Annotated in this window: 18 protein-coding genes; 9 read left to right on the top strand and 9 right to left on the bottom strand. The window is 53.3% G+C overall.

Features of this window, described 5'->3' with window-relative positions; genetic code table 11:
- Positions 1 to 361 precede the first annotated feature (361 nt).
- The 4 genes from FJ147_10890 (at position 362) to FJ147_10875 (ending at position 4,980) form a co-directional block, all read left to right on the top strand.
- Positions 362 to 1,468, top strand: a complete 1,107-nt coding sequence (locus FJ147_10890) for a deoxyhypusine synthase (protein MBM4256394.1) — start codon at positions 362 to 364, stop codon at positions 1,466 to 1,468.
- Between the two features lie 33 nt (positions 1,469 to 1,501).
- Entirely contained in the window at positions 1,502 to 2,293 is a 792-nt protein-coding gene (locus tag FJ147_10885) for a 3'(2'),5'-bisphosphate nucleotidase CysQ (GenBank protein ID MBM4256393.1), read from the top strand.
- A gap of 8 nt (positions 2,294 to 2,301) precedes the next feature.
- Positions 2,302 to 3,726: an MFS transporter gene (locus tag FJ147_10880; protein MBM4256392.1), complete on the top strand. Its 1,425-nt coding sequence runs from the start codon at positions 2,302 to 2,304 to the stop codon at positions 3,724 to 3,726.
- Positions 3,727 to 4,221: 495 nt separating this feature from the next.
- Positions 4,222 to 4,980, top strand: coding sequence for an isoprenylcysteine carboxylmethyltransferase family protein (locus FJ147_10875; GenBank protein ID MBM4256391.1), 759 nt, complete (start codon positions 4,222 to 4,224; stop codon positions 4,978 to 4,980).
- Between the two features lie 12 nt (positions 4,981 to 4,992).
- Here FJ147_10875 and FJ147_10870 read toward each other — a convergent pair whose 3' ends face one another.
- Both FJ147_10870 and FJ147_10865 read right to left on the bottom strand, forming a co-directional pair.
- Positions 4,993 to 5,877: a hypothetical protein gene (locus tag FJ147_10870; GenBank protein MBM4256390.1), complete on the bottom strand. Its 885-nt coding sequence runs from the start codon at positions 5,875 to 5,877 to the stop codon at positions 4,993 to 4,995.
- Between the two features lie 134 nt (positions 5,878 to 6,011).
- Entirely contained in the window at positions 6,012 to 6,710 is a 699-nt protein-coding gene (locus tag FJ147_10865; GenBank protein ID MBM4256389.1) for a sulfurtransferase, read from the bottom strand.
- Between the two features lie 121 nt (positions 6,711 to 6,831).
- Between FJ147_10865 and FJ147_10860 the strand changes: the two genes are divergently transcribed.
- A complete protein-coding gene (locus tag FJ147_10860) occupies positions 6,832 to 7,395 on the top strand; it encodes a hypothetical protein (protein ID MBM4256388.1) in 564 nt (187 codons plus the stop codon).
- A 99-nt stretch (positions 7,396 to 7,494) separates the two neighbouring features.
- Here FJ147_10860 and FJ147_10855 read toward each other — a convergent pair whose 3' ends face one another.
- Both FJ147_10855 and FJ147_10850 read right to left on the bottom strand, forming a co-directional pair.
- Positions 7,495 to 8,538, bottom strand: a complete 1,044-nt coding sequence (locus FJ147_10855) for an LLM class flavin-dependent oxidoreductase (protein ID MBM4256387.1) — start codon at positions 8,536 to 8,538, stop codon at positions 7,495 to 7,497.
- 23 nt (positions 8,539 to 8,561) lie between these two features.
- On the bottom strand, positions 8,562 to 9,506 hold the full coding sequence (locus tag FJ147_10850; protein MBM4256386.1) for an NAD(P)-dependent oxidoreductase: 945 nt from the start codon (positions 9,504 to 9,506) through the stop codon (positions 8,562 to 8,564).
- Positions 9,507 to 10,149: 643 nt separating this feature from the next.
- Between FJ147_10850 and FJ147_10845 the strand changes: the two genes are divergently transcribed.
- Positions 10,150 to 10,638: a gluconokinase gene (locus FJ147_10845; protein ID MBM4256385.1), complete on the top strand. Its 489-nt coding sequence runs from the start codon at positions 10,150 to 10,152 to the stop codon at positions 10,636 to 10,638.
- 89 nt (positions 10,639 to 10,727) lie between these two features.
- The gene (locus FJ147_10840) at positions 10,728 to 10,922 is read left to right on the top strand and encodes a hypothetical protein (protein ID MBM4256384.1); all 195 of its coding nucleotides are present in this window, start codon (positions 10,728 to 10,730) and stop codon (positions 10,920 to 10,922) included.
- A gap of 10 nt (positions 10,923 to 10,932) precedes the next feature.
- Here FJ147_10840 and FJ147_10835 read toward each other — a convergent pair whose 3' ends face one another.
- Positions 10,933 to 12,204: an MFS transporter gene (locus FJ147_10835; protein ID MBM4256383.1), complete on the bottom strand. Its 1,272-nt coding sequence runs from the start codon at positions 12,202 to 12,204 to the stop codon at positions 10,933 to 10,935.
- Positions 12,205 to 12,442: 238 nt separating this feature from the next.
- Between FJ147_10835 and FJ147_10830 the strand changes: the two genes are divergently transcribed.
- Entirely contained in the window at positions 12,443 to 13,159 is a 717-nt protein-coding gene (locus FJ147_10830) for a methyltransferase domain-containing protein (GenBank protein ID MBM4256382.1), read from the top strand.
- Between the two features lie 6 nt (positions 13,160 to 13,165).
- On the opposite strand, the gene FJ147_10825 is transcribed toward FJ147_10830, so the two are convergent.
- Genes FJ147_10825 through FJ147_10815 form a run of 3 tightly spaced genes read right to left on the bottom strand, consistent with a single transcriptional unit; the run spans position 13,166 to position 16,033 of the window.
- On the bottom strand, positions 13,166 to 13,909 hold the full coding sequence (locus FJ147_10825; GenBank protein ID MBM4256381.1) for an NAD-dependent deacylase: 744 nt from the start codon (positions 13,907 to 13,909) through the stop codon (positions 13,166 to 13,168).
- 12 nt (positions 13,910 to 13,921) lie between these two features.
- Entirely contained in the window at positions 13,922 to 14,782 is an 861-nt protein-coding gene (locus FJ147_10820; protein MBM4256380.1) for an alpha/beta hydrolase, read from the bottom strand.
- 9 nt (positions 14,783 to 14,791) lie between these two features.
- A complete protein-coding gene (locus FJ147_10815) occupies positions 14,792 to 16,033 on the bottom strand; it encodes an FtsX-like permease family protein (protein MBM4256379.1) in 1,242 nt (413 codons plus the stop codon).
- A gap of 95 nt (positions 16,034 to 16,128) precedes the next feature.
- Between FJ147_10815 and FJ147_10810 the strand changes: the two genes are divergently transcribed.
- Positions 16,129 to 16,590 carry a hypothetical protein gene (locus FJ147_10810; GenBank protein ID MBM4256378.1) on the top strand — a complete coding sequence of 154 codons (462 nt, stop codon included), beginning with the start codon at positions 16,129 to 16,131 and terminating at the stop codon, positions 16,588 to 16,590.
- 117 nt (positions 16,591 to 16,707) lie between these two features.
- On the opposite strand, the gene FJ147_10805 is transcribed toward FJ147_10810, so the two are convergent.
- Positions 16,708 to 17,952, bottom strand: coding sequence for a hypothetical protein (locus FJ147_10805; GenBank protein MBM4256377.1), 1,245 nt, complete (start codon positions 17,950 to 17,952; stop codon positions 16,708 to 16,710).
- Positions 17,953 to 17,958 lie beyond the last annotated feature (6 nt).

The raw sequence follows: 17,958 nt of genomic DNA, 5'->3' as shown, positions 1-17,958 counted from the left end.
GAAGCCTATGATGAACACCTGCGTCAACGCACCCTTCGCCACCTCAAACGGACCGCCGCCCGGTTGGGGTTCACGCTCCTCCCCCAGCCCGTCTCGGCCTGAGAGTGTGTTTCTGAGCAGTGAAGCGAAGAATCTCTCAACCAGCAGTACAGAGAGATGTTTCGCTTCGCTCAACATGGCACCGTTGCAACCATTCTTTGCAAAAAGCCCAGAGAGTTCCCACTCTTCCCGCTACTGCATACCCCCATTCTTTCTCCCATCTTCCTCTCGCTCGTCAAGGGCAAGCATGTTCCTCCGCCCTGGTCTCCGTTTGGTCGAGATGGTAAGTGTGGCCTTCCATTTCATTGCTAAAGGAGATCGCATGGCTCGCACCAACCGCCGTTCATATGGCCCAAAGATCGATCCACGACCAGTCGATCGATCGATCTCGGTCACTGAGTTGATCGATCAAACGTTTCAAGCATATAACGCAGCACGGTTGCGCGAGGCAGCTCAGCTCTTTACCCGGAAGATGCTCGAACCGAATGTCACAATTGGTGTAACCGTTACAGGAGCACTCACGCCGGCAGGCCTCGGCATTTCCTGCCTGATCCCGCTTATTGAGCATGGCTTTATTGATTGGATGGTATCAACAGGAGCCAATCTCTATCATGATACCCATTTCGGCATCGGCCTCACCATGCATCAAGGTTCGCCTCACGTTAGCGATGTCACACTGCGGCAAGATCAGGTTGTCCGTATCTATGATATTTTCTTTGATTATGATGTGCTGCTGAAAACTGATGCCTTCTTCTTTCAAACCATGACCGCTCCTGAATTTCAGAAGCCGATGAGCACAGCTGAGTTTCACTATCACATGGGACGCTACGTTCGAGAACGCGAGAAAGCCCTCGGGCAGAAACGACGGTCACTCCTGTCGGTTGCGGCAGAGTATGGCGTCCCCATCTACACGTCTTCCCCTGGCGATAGTTCTATCGGCATGAATGTTGCCGCCCAGGCGCTGCGAGGGAACGGTCTCGTGTTCGACGTGTCACGCGATGTCAATGAAACCGCGGCAATTGTTTATGGCGCCAAGCGCAGCCGTGGCAAAAGCGGCATCTTTATCCTTGGTGGTGGCTCACCGAAAAACTTTGCATTGCAAACTGAGCCACAAATCCAGGAAGTGTTGGGGCTCGCTGAAAAGGGACATGACTATTACATCCAGTTCACAGATGCGCGCCCAGATACCGGCGGTCTCTCAGGCGCGACCCCGAGTGAAGGGGTGACGTGGGGCAAGGTCGACCCAGATGCGCTTCCTGACACAGTTGTGTGCTATGTTGACTCTACTGTAGCCTTACCGCTGTTGAGTGCCTACGCCGTAGCCAACCATGCGAAACGCCCGCATAAACGATTGTATGATCAACGGGAAGAGCTGCTCGCCACGTTGGCCAAAGATTACCAGAAGCACCTCAAGAAAAAGAAAAAATAACCGCTGAGAAAGGTTGCCCCTCTTCATCTGCTTATGACGACTCCTACTTTTACGCAAGAAAAGGATTGCGCTATCGCGGCAGCCCGCGAGGCTGGCGCGATCATTCGCTCTTTTTATTCTGCTCAGTACACCGTCGATTACAAAGATCGCAGGAAAGACAGCCCTGTCACGATTGCCGATCACCAGGCCAATGAGAAAATCCACGCGATACTTCGCGCTGCGTTCCCGCAGTATGGCTGGCTCTCGGAAGAGACGGTCGATTCCCCCGAGCGCTTGTCTCGTCAACGGGTGTGGCTTGTCGACCCGCTGGATGGCACGAAAGAATTCATTGATAAAATTCCTGAGTTTGGTGTTTCCATCGCACTGATTGACAATGGCCGACCGATGGTTGCGGTTGTCTATAATCCGATTCACGATCAGCTGTTTTGGGCTGTGCGAGGTCAGGGCGCCTGGCATGATCAGCGCCGGTTACAAGTCACCCAGACACGCCAACTCTCTGCCGCGACCATTCTCGCGAGCCGTTCAGAAACGAAACGCGGAGAATGGAAAAACTTCCTCTCCCAGTTCCAGATGCGACCGATGGGAAGTATCGCATATAAGTTAGCCGTTCTCGCGATTGGCGATGCCGATGCCACGTTCACCCTCACTCCGAAGAATGAATGGGATATCTGCGCTGGCGTCTTACTCGTGGAAGAGGCAGGTGGACGGGTGTCGCATCTTGATGGTCGGCAGGTCATTTTCAATCAACCGAAGACACTCTTGCAGGGGCTTGTTGCGAGCAACACTCTCCTGCATTCTCAACTGCTCAATCTGATTGCCAAATAGCGTTGAGAATGCGTGCAGGGGAATCCAGGCAACTCACACCTGAAACTCACGAAGGCACCGTCCGGAAGGCACTCTCGCTCTCGATCTGGGACGGCGTCTTCGCCAATCTCTATGCCAACCTCACAGGTGGTGTTTTTCTCGTCGGTTATGCTCTTGCGCTCAAAGCGACCGAGGTGCAAATCGGCCTGTTGGCGGCGTTCCCGGTGCTCGCCAACGTTGCACAGTTGTTTTTCACCTATGTGATCGAGCGGATCGGTCGTCGCCGCCCACTTGCGCTCTGGGCTGGCACTTGTGCCCGTCTGCTATGGCTCGTCATTATCGGCGCTGCACTCTGGGGGTTGCAACGTAAATCTTTGCTCTACCTGAGCATGTGGGTCATTGGTCTGTCGCAGATCGGCACCGCCATCAACAATCTGGCATGGATGTCATGGATGGCAGACCTTGTCCATGAAGAGCGCCGCGGTCGCTACTTTGGGCTACGCAATGCCGCGATTGGTGTGGCGGCATTGATTGCTACCCTTATCGGTGGCCGCTTTCTCGATGTCTGGAAGGACAGTCACCCCACTGGCGAGATGGATGCCCTGCTCATACTCTTCGGCGTCGGCGTTCTCACTGGCATTGTCAGTTTATTCATCCAGGCACGGATTTACGAACCACCGTTACACGAAGGCACTGACGGCCAGCCCTTCTGGCAGCGCCTGCAATTGCCCTTTCGTGATCAGAATTTCCGCGCCTTTCTGCTGTTCACGTTTCTGTGGAACTCAGCAGTCTATTTCACGGCACCGTTTTTCGCAGTGTACATGCTGAAGACGTTGCAACTCAGTTATGCCACGGTCACCACATACGCCGTGTTATCGAGTATTGCTGATCTTGCCAGTGTCCGTATCTGGGGCCGTCTGTCAGACCGAGAAACCAACAAACCACTTTTGTTGCTCGGCAGTTTTTTCGCCGCACTGATTCCGTATGGATGGTTGTTCACCAACCGAGACACGTTCTGGCTGTTCGTATTGCTTCATGTCCAAGGTGGGTTGTTCTGGGCTGGTATTCGGTTGTGCACGGGCAATCTCGTGTTAAAGATTTCTCCCCTTGCGCATCGTTCGATTTACTTCTCTACGTTTAACGCCGTTGCCGGGATTACCGCCGTCATCGCACCAATCTTGGGTGGTATTGCCCTGAAGCGTCTTCCTCGCATTCTCCAAGAATACGATCTGTCCTGGAGCCCCTTTTTAGTACTCTTCTTTGTCTCGTCGACGCTCCGTCTGCTTGCTCTCCCTTTTCTTGCTCGCGTCCGTGAACCACGCGAACGGAGCGTCTGGCAAGCGGTGCAGATTATTCGCAATGTCCGCGCGTTCACGACGACTATGGGATTCAACCTCAATTATCACTTCTGGTTATCAGGAAAGCGGCCACCGCCAGATGAGTCATCGCGGTAAAGCACGTCTGAAACGCAGAAGGGAAGCGGCTGCAGAGAGGCGCTGTCTGGGTACTCAATACTGAGAAACCAGGTATGGTCGTACCTGTACACCTCGACTGAAGAAAATCATCATGGTACGATGGAGAAAATTTTTTGGTGTACATCTGTGGCACAGTTTTCATCCCTCTTCCGCCGACCTCCAAAACCGCGTTGCCCGGCATGTCACAAGTGGAATCGTGTGTATCTGACGGGCGGGTCATATCTGTGGCATTGTGTACAGTGTGGCACAGCACTAGAATTGCGCCCCCCAATTGCTTTATGGAGTATCCTTGTGGTTCTTGGTGTCAGTGTCCTAGCACTCGCAGCACTGCCGCTGCTCCACCGATAATAGAGGCTTGTATGGCGCATCTCGGAGTACAACTCTCGCAGATTGAGCAAATCTTTGCGATTCTCGACCGGCTCGGTATCTCGCGTGAAGCGGTTGTCATTCCCCTTCGCCCGCAGGGGCCCGGCAATGTTCGCACCTTACAGAACGGCAAACTCGAAATTGTCGTTCCAGCTGAGACCCCATTTGAGCAATGGTATGCCTCCCTCGAAGGCACCATTCAACAACTCTACACCCCTTAAGAACTTTCAGCTCGTTTTCTTCCTGTTGTTTGCAGTGGGCTTCATGGTCCAGGGCTGGGGGGAACGAGACGGTTTGTTGCAACACCCCGCGCGAACCGGAGTGGTCATGGTTTTTGCTCTGAGCACCTTGCTGCTCTTATTTATCCCACTTGAACTCTTTTCTGAAGGGACGAAAGAAGTACGTCGTCAGCGGTGGCTGACGTTTCTTGCTCTCGGCACTGTTGGAGGGCTGTGTTGGTACTTGCCCTATGCAGATCGGCGGGAGCTTTTTGTGTGGCCTGAGAGTGACCTTCTCCGCTACAGTGGTCTCGCCGCAACCGTTCTAGGCATGGCAATTCGTATCGCTGGGATGTGGCAGCTCGGGCAACTCTTTAGCGGATTTGTTACCTTGCAACCCGAGCATCACTTGATCACGACAGGGTGCTATCGTTGGGTTCGGCATCCCATCTATAGCGGCTCTCTTCTCGCTTTCGCCGGTTTCCTCTTGGTCTTTCGCAGCAAACTCGTGCTCATTGCCGCACCGGCGTATCTCATCGGGACCCTCTTACGGATTGCCGATGAAGAGAAACTGTTCGCAGAAACATTCGGCGAGGCATTTGCGCGCTACCGCACCCGAACATGGCGACTCATTCCGTTTGTCTATTAAAAAGGCAGTAATCTATAACGTTTGTTCCTGCGAAGGTTGAGATGGAGTCGCAGGAACACGCTGCGGAGCCGCGCCAGCATCGAGAGGAACGTTCTTTTCGACAGTTCCTTCTCCTTGAATCTCGACCCGATCAATCACAAATGGTTTTCCTCTACCGGTAGCATTCTGCACGTAAATGTCATACGCGCCAGTATCCAAGGAAAAGCGATGTTCTGCAGCTGGCGTGCTCCGAGCAACGGCTTTTTGCGTACCAGCCTGATAAATGACCACCTCCGTGGCGGCACTCACGTCTTTCCCTTCCAACAGGGGATACACCCGGAGCTGTCCTCGAATTTGTTCTCTGAGTTCAAGCGTCGATAGCGTATTGCCCTTCAGTTGGACTTGCCGATACCACTGCCCCTGAGGTGGGGTTGCCACTTTCACATCCAGCATTCCTGGGTACGCAAAGATTGTCTCTCCACTGAGAAAGTCACCAAGTTTCTGGCCTGAAGTGGGATCATACACTTCTACCCCAAGCCCCAGTTCGTTACCCTTCTTATCGAGGGCACTAATGTGCAGGCCTGCAACCTCATTGATGATCACCGTGCTCGTTCGTCCGGCTTTGACTAACACATTGTCACGCTTGATCTTTCCTCCGAGGACGTCGAGTTCGAGCCGATAGGTCCCTGGAGGAAGATTGACCGGAGCGCCCATTTTGACGGTCGCAACTGGAGTTTGTGAGTTTACGGGGTAGAGATGCGCTTGCGTTGAACTCGATTGCCCGCCTTCGCCTAAGGCTTCGACAACCAAGGTCCCCTGCCCTTTGTTCTCAGCGAATGCCGCTGAGCTACCCCCCAGCAAGAGATTCACGAACAACAAAGGGACCCACACAAAGCGAGTGAAGTAGTGCAACACCATACTCCCTTTTATTTCTCTAACGGTAAATCTTCGCGATTGCCCCACTCTCCCCACGACCCGTCATAATTACGAACATGATCAAAGCCGAGAAGTCGCAGTGTAAAGAGTCCGTGCGCCGCACGGATACCGCCTTGTCAATAGGTGATGACTTCACGTTCGGGGACAACGCCAACTTTGTGAAACATTGCCCGTAATTCTTCTGCCGGTTTGAACTCTTTGGTTTTGCTATCGACGTAGTTGAGCCATTCCAAATGAACTGCACTAGGAACACGGCCACCACGTTTCGTGCCGCGCGCGTTCACACCAGCCCACTCATCATCAGAGCGGACATCAAGCAGGGTACGATCACTGCGGCCTATGGAATCACGAACATAGTCCCAACGGGCAATCATGCTTTCCTGTGGGCGAACAGTAAACGTTGCTTTTTTAGCCTGCGGAGTAGCCATAGTCACAGGGCGTCCTTCCGCAAGCCATTTATCCCAGCCACCATTCACGACTTTCGCCTGTGTATGGCCATAGTAATTCAACGCCCACCAAAAGCGCGCCGCATAGAGGCCGCTAAAGCTGTCATACGCAATGACTAACGTGTCATCACCGATGCCCAGTGCGCTCATGGTCGCAGCAAACTTCTCTGGTCCCATGATATGCACCGCACCTTCTTCTTCTTTCAGGTAATGATGCCCTCGAAAAGTGATGGCACCAGGAATGTGTGCACGTCGATATGCGTCGCGGTTATCACAATCGACGAGGCACAGGTTGGCGTCGTTGAGGTGAGCCGCTACCCACTCCGTTGTCGTCAACATTTCTGGTCGAGCGTAGCCTTGATCTGCCATCAGAACGCCTCCTTCGCTAAAATTTACTTCTTAGACTGTAATCGTCATGGCGTTGAGGAGCAAGAGCTTGCTACACTTATAAAGAAAAGGGACGATGTTCGTCCTACGAGGTAAAAATATCATGCGTACTCGGTTCTTCGCCCTCTCCCTGCTTACCTTCTTCTGCTCATTCACTTCCGCCTATGGAAGTTCACTCCGAGACGTCGAGCTTATCGATGGCAGTGTCATTCGCGCGCAGGTCCTCTCGATGGACGGCAAAACCTATCGACTACGCTCAGAAACACTAGGGGATGTGGAAATTCCAGAATATCGCGTGAAGGCTATTCGCGGGGCCAAAGCCAAAAGTGCCCCCACACAGTCAGACAAGACTTCTGCAACCACCCAGCAATGGCAGCCAGAAACAGCACAGTCTGTTACAGATACTGGGGCTCTCCCATCGAGTTCACCACCAGCGGTGATCCCCTCGACCAACGATCTGCAGCAGGCGTTCAGTCAGGATCCAGCCGCAATGAACAGCATTCTTTCTATGCGAGACGACCCCCTGGTGCAGAGCATCTTGAGCGACGAACGTCTGATGCAGGCAATCCACTCAGGAAACCTGGGTGAGTTAATGAACGACCCGAAAATCCGCGAGTTAATGAGCCACCCGACAGTGCGGGGATTAGGCCGCCAGTACGGACGTTAACCGGGTACTGAAGGAGAGAGGTGGAGAATGGGAGAACCGGAGACTACCCCACCATTCTTGGTGCTGATTCTCCCATTCTCCCATTCGTCCTTCACAGGGCTACCGGTAGTGGCGAATAATTTCTTGAGAGAACTCAACGATGCTCTCTTCCACATATCCCCACGGTGGAGAGATCACAAACTGAGAAAGGCCTGTCGCAGAGAGCTTCCTGAGCACGCTAATGACCTCGTCACGCGTCCCGGTGAGGCTCATGGCTTTAATCGCCTCGGGCGTAATGAAAGCCTCTTCTCCAGGATGAAGGAACCGCGAGTGCGTGGCGTGAATCTCAGTCCAGCGTTTGTCGAGGTACGCACAATACTCAGGTGTCAAAAAAGGCTGCAAGTATGATGGCGCCGGTTTTCCTTGCCGCATGACTTCGTAGCCATAGTGCAACGCTACGGCAATCCGCGGACCGACACGGGCTAACACTCGTGGAGAAGTCACACTTTCGCCAGATCGCAGGACACAGGCAATGCCAACGGTCACAACAGGAAACTCTCCTGGCTGAGTCCGTTGCTGCGCCACCGGCACCAACGTCGCCCGTAGCACTTCGGGTGATAAAGTACTAATGGTGATGAGCCCATCACCCAGAGCACCGGCAATGCCCAGCGCTTTAGGCGACGCCGCCGCGACATAAATCGGTACCGGATCTTTCACGTTGATGTATCCATGTTCACGATCAAAGAAGCGGATCATGCTGTGATATCCACGGTCGTGATACTCGATCTCTTCCCCACGCAACAATCCTCGACACACTTCAATGGCATGGCGAAAGGTTTGTAAACGCACGGGCTGCATCCCCATTGCTCGCCACGCAGTATGACCGGTGCCGATGCCAAGAATCACGCGCCCTGGCGCAAGTTGGTTAATCGTCGCGATCGAGTGCGCAATCACCGGTGCAATCCGTGTCCCCACAATCGTCACTGCCGTTCCGAGACGAATCTGCGACGTGTGCTCAGCCGCTAACGCCATGCACGCATACACGTCAGACGCCAGCATTTGCGTGTCGACAAACCAGGCATTGGCAAAGCCCATCTGCTCAGCAAGCATCGCGTGCTTCCAGCTATTACCAATGTGCGATTGGAAACTGACTCCGAAGTCCATATTTCACCCCTTTTGCTGATTCCTTACTCTAATCGCATCCCTTCGCGTTTTCGCACGTCGTTGAGATATGCAAGTATGCCCTCTTCCACCGTGTACTTGGGGGTAAAATCCAGCTCCTTTTGCAAGCGGTCCGTTTTGACCAGAGTGGTCATCACGTACGGCTTCTCACTAACTGAGATTTTTGCTTGCGGAAGAATGTCGCGCAGGTATGCGGTGATATCGCCAGTTTTCCGGCACACGCCACTCATATTGAAAATACGGTGGGTCAGATTTTTTGTGTAATAGGCCCGGCGAAACACCTCGGCAGCATCAAGCACATACATCCAATCAGACACCTGCTCATGTGGCGGCATCACAACTGGTTTTCCGAGTAACGCGAGCTCTGGTGAGACCATAAAATGGTCAGCGTCGGCTCCACGTCGTTGACCACGCCCAATACCAAACACAGAGGTCGGACGGATGCCGATCGTCTCGAGTCCATAGGCCTGCGCGTAATAACTCGCGATATGTTCATTAAACAGCTTACACGCACCGTATACACTATCTGGTGTGGGTGGATCATCTTCACCCAGCTCTGGTCCGCCAAGTGTTGTCCGCATCGGATAGACAGCCACGGAACTCATATAGACAACGCGGGGAATCTCCGTCAGTCGTGCAGCTTCGAAGATGTTGGTTGTCCCAATACAATTCACGTTAATCGACGGCAACGGATTGCGGATTCCTCCGGTGCCAAGAAGATACGCCAGATGAATGATTCCTTCGACCTTGTATTTCTTGATGGTGTCAATGAGTGCAGTCACTTCCATCACATCGCCAGGTACCACTTTCACCTGTGAGGCAACGTCGGCAATCGCAGCCATGTTGGGTACTGCATCCAGTACCACAACATCTTTTTCCCCCTGCGCCAGGAGATGTCGTGTCAAATGTCGGCCAAGGAAACCGGTTCCACCAGTGATGAGAATCGCCATCGTAGAGCCCTCCTCTTTCCGCTCCTTACCACAGTGGCGGGCTCGGGAACAGCCTGAGCACCCTGCGGAAGTGATGGAACCGCCCTCCGTTTACCCTGAGCGTGTCGAAGCGATACTGTTCGGCACAAAACTTGACCAGCGACAGGCGGCAGCTGCCACTCCCCTCCTTTTAGGGGTAGGCTGTTACGCTGAGAAAAGACGAGACGTCATTCCCGCGAATGCGGGAATCCAGGGAGAATACGCAATCGTTCAGGGTGAAGCTCCTGGATGCCTGCCTGCGCGGGCATGACGAACACGCGGATCCTCACGAGGGGAAATCCGCGCCAATTGTGGCTTGGACAAAAAACCTACCCTTATGAGGAGGGCTAGGGTGAGGGTGATGCGCTGCGCAGTCAGTCACATCCACGCTCTCTCCCCTCATCCTGTCCTTCTCCCCTGCGGGGAGAAGGAACCCTTCTGCATACGTGCATCGCGAGGCGAGTGCTGAACACTATTGGTGTCGAAGGGTGGAGGGAGTGTCTGCATTGTTACGAATTACCCATTCGTGCGGAGCCTGTCGAAGTACGGGGTCGTTTTCTCCAGCGCCTTCTGCATTTTCTCCTCCCGTCTTGCCTCCACTACTAAAGCTGGGCATTGAGAGTAGATGATCATTATTCTCATGGGCGTCTCTGGCTCCGGCAAAACGACAATTGGTCAACATCTCGCGCAGAGCTTGGGTTGGACGTTTTACGATGGCGATGATTTCCATCCCCAAACCAATATCGACAAAATGCAACAGGGAATTCCGTTGACTGACGACGACCGTGATTCCTGGCTTAGCGCGTTACAACAGTTAATCGCTCGTCTGTTGCAAAATGACCGCTCTGCGGTTCTGGCGTGTTCAGCACTCAAACAAATTTATCGCAGTCGACTGCAACAACATCCAAAGCAGGTGCGCTTTGTCTATCTGAAAGGAGATTATGCTCTGATCCGTCAGCGCTTGATGGCACGCCAAGGGCATTTCATGCGTGCCGATCTCTTGGGCAGTCAATTCGCCGCGCTTGAAGAACCGCATGAGGTGCTCACGGTCGACATCAGTCAATCTCCTGAGTCTATCGTGACAGTCATCACAAGTGCTTTTCTGTTATCGTAATGTCATCATCAGGAAGATCTCTTAAGGTCTCCGTTCCCGAGCCGATACGCGTTCTTGTTGTGTTAAGAATGCGCAAGGGGATTGCACCGATGAGTTCCAACACATTGTATCAGCTCACCGTTGAAGGTACTGAGGTGGTTGTCCGTTTCAATAGTGAACTGATCGACCACAACCGTATTATCAAACTCCTGGATGCACTTGAACGTGAATCCATTCGACAACAATGCAATCGCAAAGAAGAAAGCTGGCCGACATTCTCCCAACACCTGAACCTCACACAGTAGACGTCCGGCCTTATCCAACAGAGGTGGTGGGTTGTGAAGCTTTGCTCGACTCAGGGGTGGCAAGAAATTCGATCGAGCGAACCGGAACGCAGAACCCCAAAACGATTGCCCCAAGCAAACACCCTGCCGCAGCAGTGTAGAATGGTAACGACCAGTCCTTAGTCTGTGAGACGATATAGCCCGCCACCATTGGACTAAAGAACCCACCGAAATTCCCACCGAAGTTCATGATGCTCGCAATTGACCCTGCCAGCCGTCCGTTCATCTCAACCGGAATACTCCAGAACGCCACTAACCCTAGTGTGGTCAGCAATTGAAAGACGGCAAAAGCAAAGACCGCATGCATAGGAGAAACAATCGTTGCAGCCACTGCCAGGAATGGCGCGGAGCAGGCAATAGCTATCGCTGGAATACCTTTCCGAGCCCATGTTTTGCTCACTCCTTGTTTTGTCATCCAGTCAGAGGCAACACCACCGCCAAGTACGCCGATCAGCCCGCCAGCTACAGGTAACATCCCAACCCACCCCATCTGCTGCATGGTGAACCCGCGCGCATTGACAAGATAGGTTGGCAACCACGCAACTACCATCGACAAGCCGTATGCCCAGAAAAAGTACGCTAATGACAACGCCAATACGGCAGGGGTACTCAAAAGCGCGCCCAGAGGTACTTTGGTTTTCTCACTCTGTACTGTGCTTTTTTCTCCTGTAGTTTCCGCCGGATGGTCCGCTCCTTTCCATAGCCACAGCGCAATCCACAAGAATCCGACGACAGCGTTAAAATAAAAGACGGCACGCCAGGAGAAGCTCTTCACAATCCACGTAGAGATCGGATAGGCAATCAGTTGTCCAGCATAAATCCCCGACAGACTGATCATCTGCGCTATCCCCAGTTCATGCTTTGGCACCCAGCGCGAGTTGATAACGGTCGCTGCCGGCAGACTCGTGGCCTCAAATGCACCAACGAGAAAACGGAGCATCCACATCAACAGAAACGAATACTGTCCAAGTGGCGTCAGTAACGTAAAAAACGACCACCCCAAACAAGCGACGGCCAAGATAGTTTTCGGACTACGCGTATCCGCCAGTAATCCGCTAGGAATCATAAATACGGCATAACCCGCGACAAAAGCAGAAAAGACCACACCGAACCAGGCCGTGTCCCAACCTAACTCCGGCATCATCACTGGGGCAGTGATAGAGATATTCACCCGGTCGATGTAGTTCACCAATGACAACAGAAAGAGCAACAGGAGAATCGTATAACGTGGTGGCCAATGCATTGAGCCAAACCTCTTCTTTCTTTTCAGACCCCTAGGGTGGCAATTGGAGCGGTGTCCCGCATCGTCTCATCGGGCACATGAGTCCCGTCGAATGGGTTGGCCATCGTCGTTCCCTCCTTTATGCGATGTCGAAATGCTGAGAGCGGACTCTAGCACATGCAAGTCCTAGAAAAAAAGCGATGTCTCCAACATACGATGAGAAGCAAGAAGAGAGGTGTGATATATTTTTCTAGCCTCAATGGAAACCATCTACTCTTTTGAATTCCTGCAAGCGCTGTTCAATGAAATGGCGGGGTCGTATGATCGGGTCAATTATCTGACCTCATTCGGGTTCTCCCATCGCTTCCGACGTCAATTTATCGACAAAGCCAATCTCTCAGTCGGCCATACAGTCTGTGATCTGATGTGTGGCCGCGGCGAGTGCTGGTCTTTCATCCTCGACCGCATCGGCCAGGGCGGCAAACTCATTGCTCTCGATTTGTCGCCGGGCATGCTCGAAGGTGCACGTCAACGTCTCAAACGGCATCCGCAACACACGGTAACGGTCATGGAAGGGAATGCCCTGGCAACCGGCCTGCCTGATGCTTCACTGGATCGGGTGCTCGTTGCGTTTGGACTGAAAACGCTCGCACCTGAGTTACGGTCAGGACTGGCCACAGAACTCTATCGCATCCTGCGGCCCTGGGGCGTCGTTTCAGCCATTGAGATGCCAGAACCACGCACCTGGGTACTTCGTCCAGTTTTTATGTGGTATTTGAAGAAAGTCGTGCCGATCTTCGGGAGGTTACTACTCGGCAACCCGGCCAATTATCGTATGCTTGGCGTCTACACAGAACGGTTTCAAGGCTGTGAGCCAGTTGTTGATGAAATGCGAGCGGCTGGCTTCGACGCACAACTTGTGTCCTATTTCCACGGCTGCGCCACAGGCATCGTCGCGCAGAAACCCGCTTCATAATATTTCCTACGACGCCATAGCCTTGATCGCAGCAATAATCTGGGGAATCGCCACACCGGCCTTTTCTTGAATGATGAAATCAGCGATCGGTCCAGTGAGATCGGTACGTTCGGGATTGATCTCGATCACGTGGGCACCTGATTGTTTGGCAACACGTGGAATATCTGCGGCTGGGTACACAACGGCTGAAGTCCCAATCACCAGAATCAGATCACAACTCTGCGCAGCTTCTTGCGAGCGATACATAGCATGCTGAGGAATAGGTTCACCAAAGAACACACCGGCTGGTTTGAAGACTCCACCACAAGAGCAGTACGGTGGAAGCGTATCCAGGGCAATGTCTTCCAACGGTAAGACTTTCTGGCAACCCTGGCAGATCACTTGTCGCATGTTGCCGTGGAATTCAACCACATCCTGACTTCCGGCATCCTGATGCAAATTATCGACATTCTGCGTGATGATGCAGTGCAGAAATCCCATCTGTTCAAGCTGGGCCAGACCAAAGTGGCCAGGGTTAGGACGGGCGGTTTTCAGTTCGACAAAGTCACGCATCATTTGCCACACTTTTCCGGGGGTGCGGCGAAACGCCTCAATCGTCGCATACTCTTCCGGATCATAACGGTCCCATAATCCACCTGGATCACGAAAGGTCGGAATGCCACCCTCGGCAGAGATGCCCGCACCAGTCAGCGCAATGGTCTTGCGTGCATGCCGAATGAGCTGTGCTGCACGTTCAATGAGATCCTGCATACATCTTGCTCCTTACTCTCCCAACAAAAACCTTTGCACCTCTACAAGGAACTCCTGGGGAGTGTCAAGAAAAATATGATGCCCAGCGCCGGCTATTTCCACCCCAAGTGCGTGCGGACAGAGGCGCAGCATCTCCGCCATCGTCTCGGACGACAAATTGTGACTTTCGCGACCGCGCAAGATCAAGGTTGGACACTGAATATGCGGAAGCTGTGTACGGAGGTCTCGTGGTTCACGACCGAACGTTGCCCGGTCGACTTTTAACGTGAAGCTTCCATCCTCCTGTCGGCGAACACTGTGCCACGCGATATAGCGGAACAGTTCGGGTGAGGCCGACGTTTGCTCGGGCAATAAACGAAAGCGAGCAGAGACCTCCTCCTCGTTCGCATACACAGGCGATGGCATCCACCGTAGTAGTCGCATGAAACGGCTACTACCAATCCGTGGACCGATATCGACGATAACCAAAGATCGCAGGTTCGACGAGTGCGCACTCGCGTAGGACATGGCGACAAGACCACCGAGTGAGTGACCGATCAGCACGAACGGTGGCAGGGCAAGGGTGGCAACAGTTTCGACAAGATCGGCCACATAGTCTTCAATCTGATAGGCTGCCCTGTCATGAACCCAGCTACTGTCACCATGTCCACGCAGATCAAGCGCGAGCACGTAGAAGTTGCGTGCCAGCACCGTAGCAACATGATCCCACCAATGCGCATGCGCAGCTCCACCATGCAGCAATAGGAGCGGTGGGTTGGTAGCCTCTCCCCACGCAAGATAGTGCAGTGTCGTTCCACGCAAAGTGAGGACGTGACCAGTGGGAACACGTTGTTGGGAATCTCGCTCTGATAGTGAACTCTTCTCAGCACTCATTCTTTTTCTTTATTCGTACCGCAGCGCCTCAATCGGGTCGAGTCGCGAGGCTTTATAGGCTGGATAATACCCAAAGATGATCCCGACTATGCCTGAGAAAACCAGTGACCCGATCACAGCCACAGGGGACACCAGGCTCGGCCAATGGGCGAACCGCGCCACCAGATGTGCGCTCCCGACACCGACCGCGACGCCAATCAATCCACCAACGAAACTGAGGATAAAAGCCTCGACTAAGAATTGCATGAGAATATGTCGTGCTTTTGCACCCACCGCCATGCGGAGACCAATTTCCCGTGTGCGTTCAGTGACAGAAACGAGCAAAATGTTCATGATCCCGATGCCCCCGACCACAAGTGCAATCGAGGCCACTGAGGCAAGCAGAATGGTCATTACCTGACTTGCTCCAGCCGAGGCATCGGCAATCTCTTGTAGCCGTCGCAAGCTGAAATCTTCTTCTTTCTGCTCAGGAGGGATACGGTGTCGTGCTCGCAACAACGTGCGTATTTCTTGCTCGGCCTGCGTTGTCAGGCGTGCGTCTCGCGCCGAGACCAACATTAAGTTGACGAGTCCAAGAATTTCCGCACCGATCAACTTCCGCTCTGCTGTCGAAAAGGGAATGACCACCGTGTCATCCTGATCCTGCCCCCACCCGGTCTGTCCTTTGACCGACAACAAGCCAATGACTTGAAAAGGAACGTTCTGAATACGAATCGTTGCACCCAGAGGGTCCTGTCCCTGAGCAAAAAGATTCCGCGTCGCGCTCTCGCCAAGCAGCGCTACCCGTGCTGCAGTAATCTCTTCTTGACGAGTAAAAACGCGGCCACTCACGATGGGCCAGTCACGAACAGTGAAGTAGTCGACGCTGACGCCTTGAATCATTGTGCTCCAGTTCTGATTTCCAGCAACCACCTGCATGGTCTGACGCTTGAGATAGGTCACGGCTGCAACCGATGGGCAGTCACGCGGAATCGCGAGCGCATCAGCCACGGTGAGGGTCGATGCCGCCCCATAGCCAGAGCGCGCACCGCCTGAGGTTGTCGCCCCAGGCATAACCATGATGATGTTTGTGCCAAGGCTGTTGATCTGCGACTGAATAAACGCATCAGCGCCTTGGCTAATCGCTACCATGGCGATAACCGCACCGACACCAAAGATAATCCCCAGCATCGTCAAGATCGAGCGCAACGCATTGCGCCGTAACGAACGCATTGCCACACGAATGGTCATGGCCAGAAGTTTCAGCGACATGCAGACAGGGTACAGGTTACAAAAGAGAGGGAATAGAGGGCTTCCCCTTATCAAAACCCGTGCTATGGTAATCGCCGCGTAGCTGGAAGAGAGATGTGAGACCAGTACTCACATTGCAACTTGAGGTCCTGCGCAACTATCGACTGACAGTAAGAAAAGGCCGAAGCGTCAGTATGAAAAACATTGCCTTGGTATTGCTCTCGTTCATGTTGTGCACGTCCTGTTCGTATGTAACCCCAGCCAAAAAAGTCGACTGCTGTGAACAGAAAGCAGCGTGCTGTCATGATCAGCTGTGCTGCCTCCCACGGTATGCGAAAGCAGCTGGCATTGAGCAAAAAGCCTTTACGCCCGAAACGCAGAGCTATGCGTCGGCAGAAGATCTACAACCACCCCCAGGAACACCGACAGGCAAACCGAGTTGGCTCTCTCGTTTCAATCCCTATCCGTGGTTAACCGAAGAAAGAGAAGCCGCTGCGGCAAAGAGAAGGCGCGAGAATCCTCAAGAAGCTGCGAAAGAAGAAGAAAAGGGGTTCTGGAGTCGGTTGTGGCCGTTTTGACGAACCCGTTTCAGGTTTTGCGTTTACAATTTCCCGCGTAACGATGAACGACGCAACACGCACGATGTAACACGTGGGACGTGAAACGTGTTGCGTCGTATGTCATTCGTCGCCCCGTTACTGCACTGCTTTCTCGCCCACCAATACGAGCACGCCAGAATATTGATGCAACGCAGATTGTTGTCGAATCGGGGCAATCTCACAACCTGAGAAGAATCCGATCAATGGAATCTCGCCAAAGTATTGTTTGATGTACGAGGTATCGAAGTCTGGAAATCCATAGAGCCCGCTTCCTCGGCCCAGGCAATTGAAATACAGGCCAAAACCAGGCGTGTGTCCCTCCCACGCTCGCGCTTGTTCTTCTAGCGTGACTTTGAGATCCTCGCGCGACACGTCGCCATTACGCAGAGTGAACACCATTTTTTGCCCCTGGCGAATTTCATCCGCGACTGCCACGATCCCTTGTCGCGGGTCAAACCCGACGATGTTCCGTACGACATACTCGCCACGTGCGATGTGTTGTCGCTCGCTATCAACCGGTAAGCCAATAAATACAGAGGCGGCAGCGCGTCGAAGATCATCGGACAGCGGTTGTCGCACCACTTCGGCAAATACGTCAAACGCCGATCGCCCATCAAGTTTAAGTAAAAGATTTTGATGCGACTTCGTCACCGTGTGCACTGGACCGATGGGTTGACACGCCTGGGCGATGCCCATTGAGTGGTGAAATTGTCCACTCAACAACATGCCACAGACAGAGTTGTTACTTACGGTGTCACCGCAGAGTTGAAACGTTTCGCCAATGCTGCCGTCCTCTGAGGCACCACCACCAACCGTCGTTACCTGCGGCGCCTGTTCAGATAGACCATGAAAGAAGGAAGTGGCATTGAAACTATAGGTATCAGGGAAAACCGCGAGCAAGTTGTTCTCTTTTAGGCGAGGCTGGACATGGGCAGCAACTTCTTTTCCGGTTTCATAGCCACGACCGCGCAATTGCGGAATGAAAAATCGCGACGCCGCAAACGCATCCGTCCGCACCGTCAGGACCGCCACTCCAGAAGCACGCTCAACTTCCCCATCTGTAGCCAATACTCCGCCGGCACTGCAACCGACAACATGAGTCGCTTGTGTGGTGTGTTGAATCGTTCGCAACAGGAGAGAATACCCAGGGCCATGACTTGCCGTCGCAAACACCAACGCGAAGTCAGCGTGGTCGCTGCCGGCCCGCGTCAGCGCAATACGCGCGGCCTCTGCTGCAGCTCTCTCGGTGTCTTTGTGTGTCGATAATCCGACTCCGGCTTGTAGCATGGTGTCCTCCTTGGAACAGCACAGGCCACAGGTGTAAGGGAAAAACAACGTCATCCCTTA

The organism is Deltaproteobacteria bacterium, assembly GCA_016874775.1.
In the GTDB taxonomy this organism is placed as follows: Bacteria; Desulfobacterota; Binatia; order Bin18; family Bin18; genus VGTJ01.
This window is presented reverse-complemented; position numbering and strand designations above follow the sequence as displayed.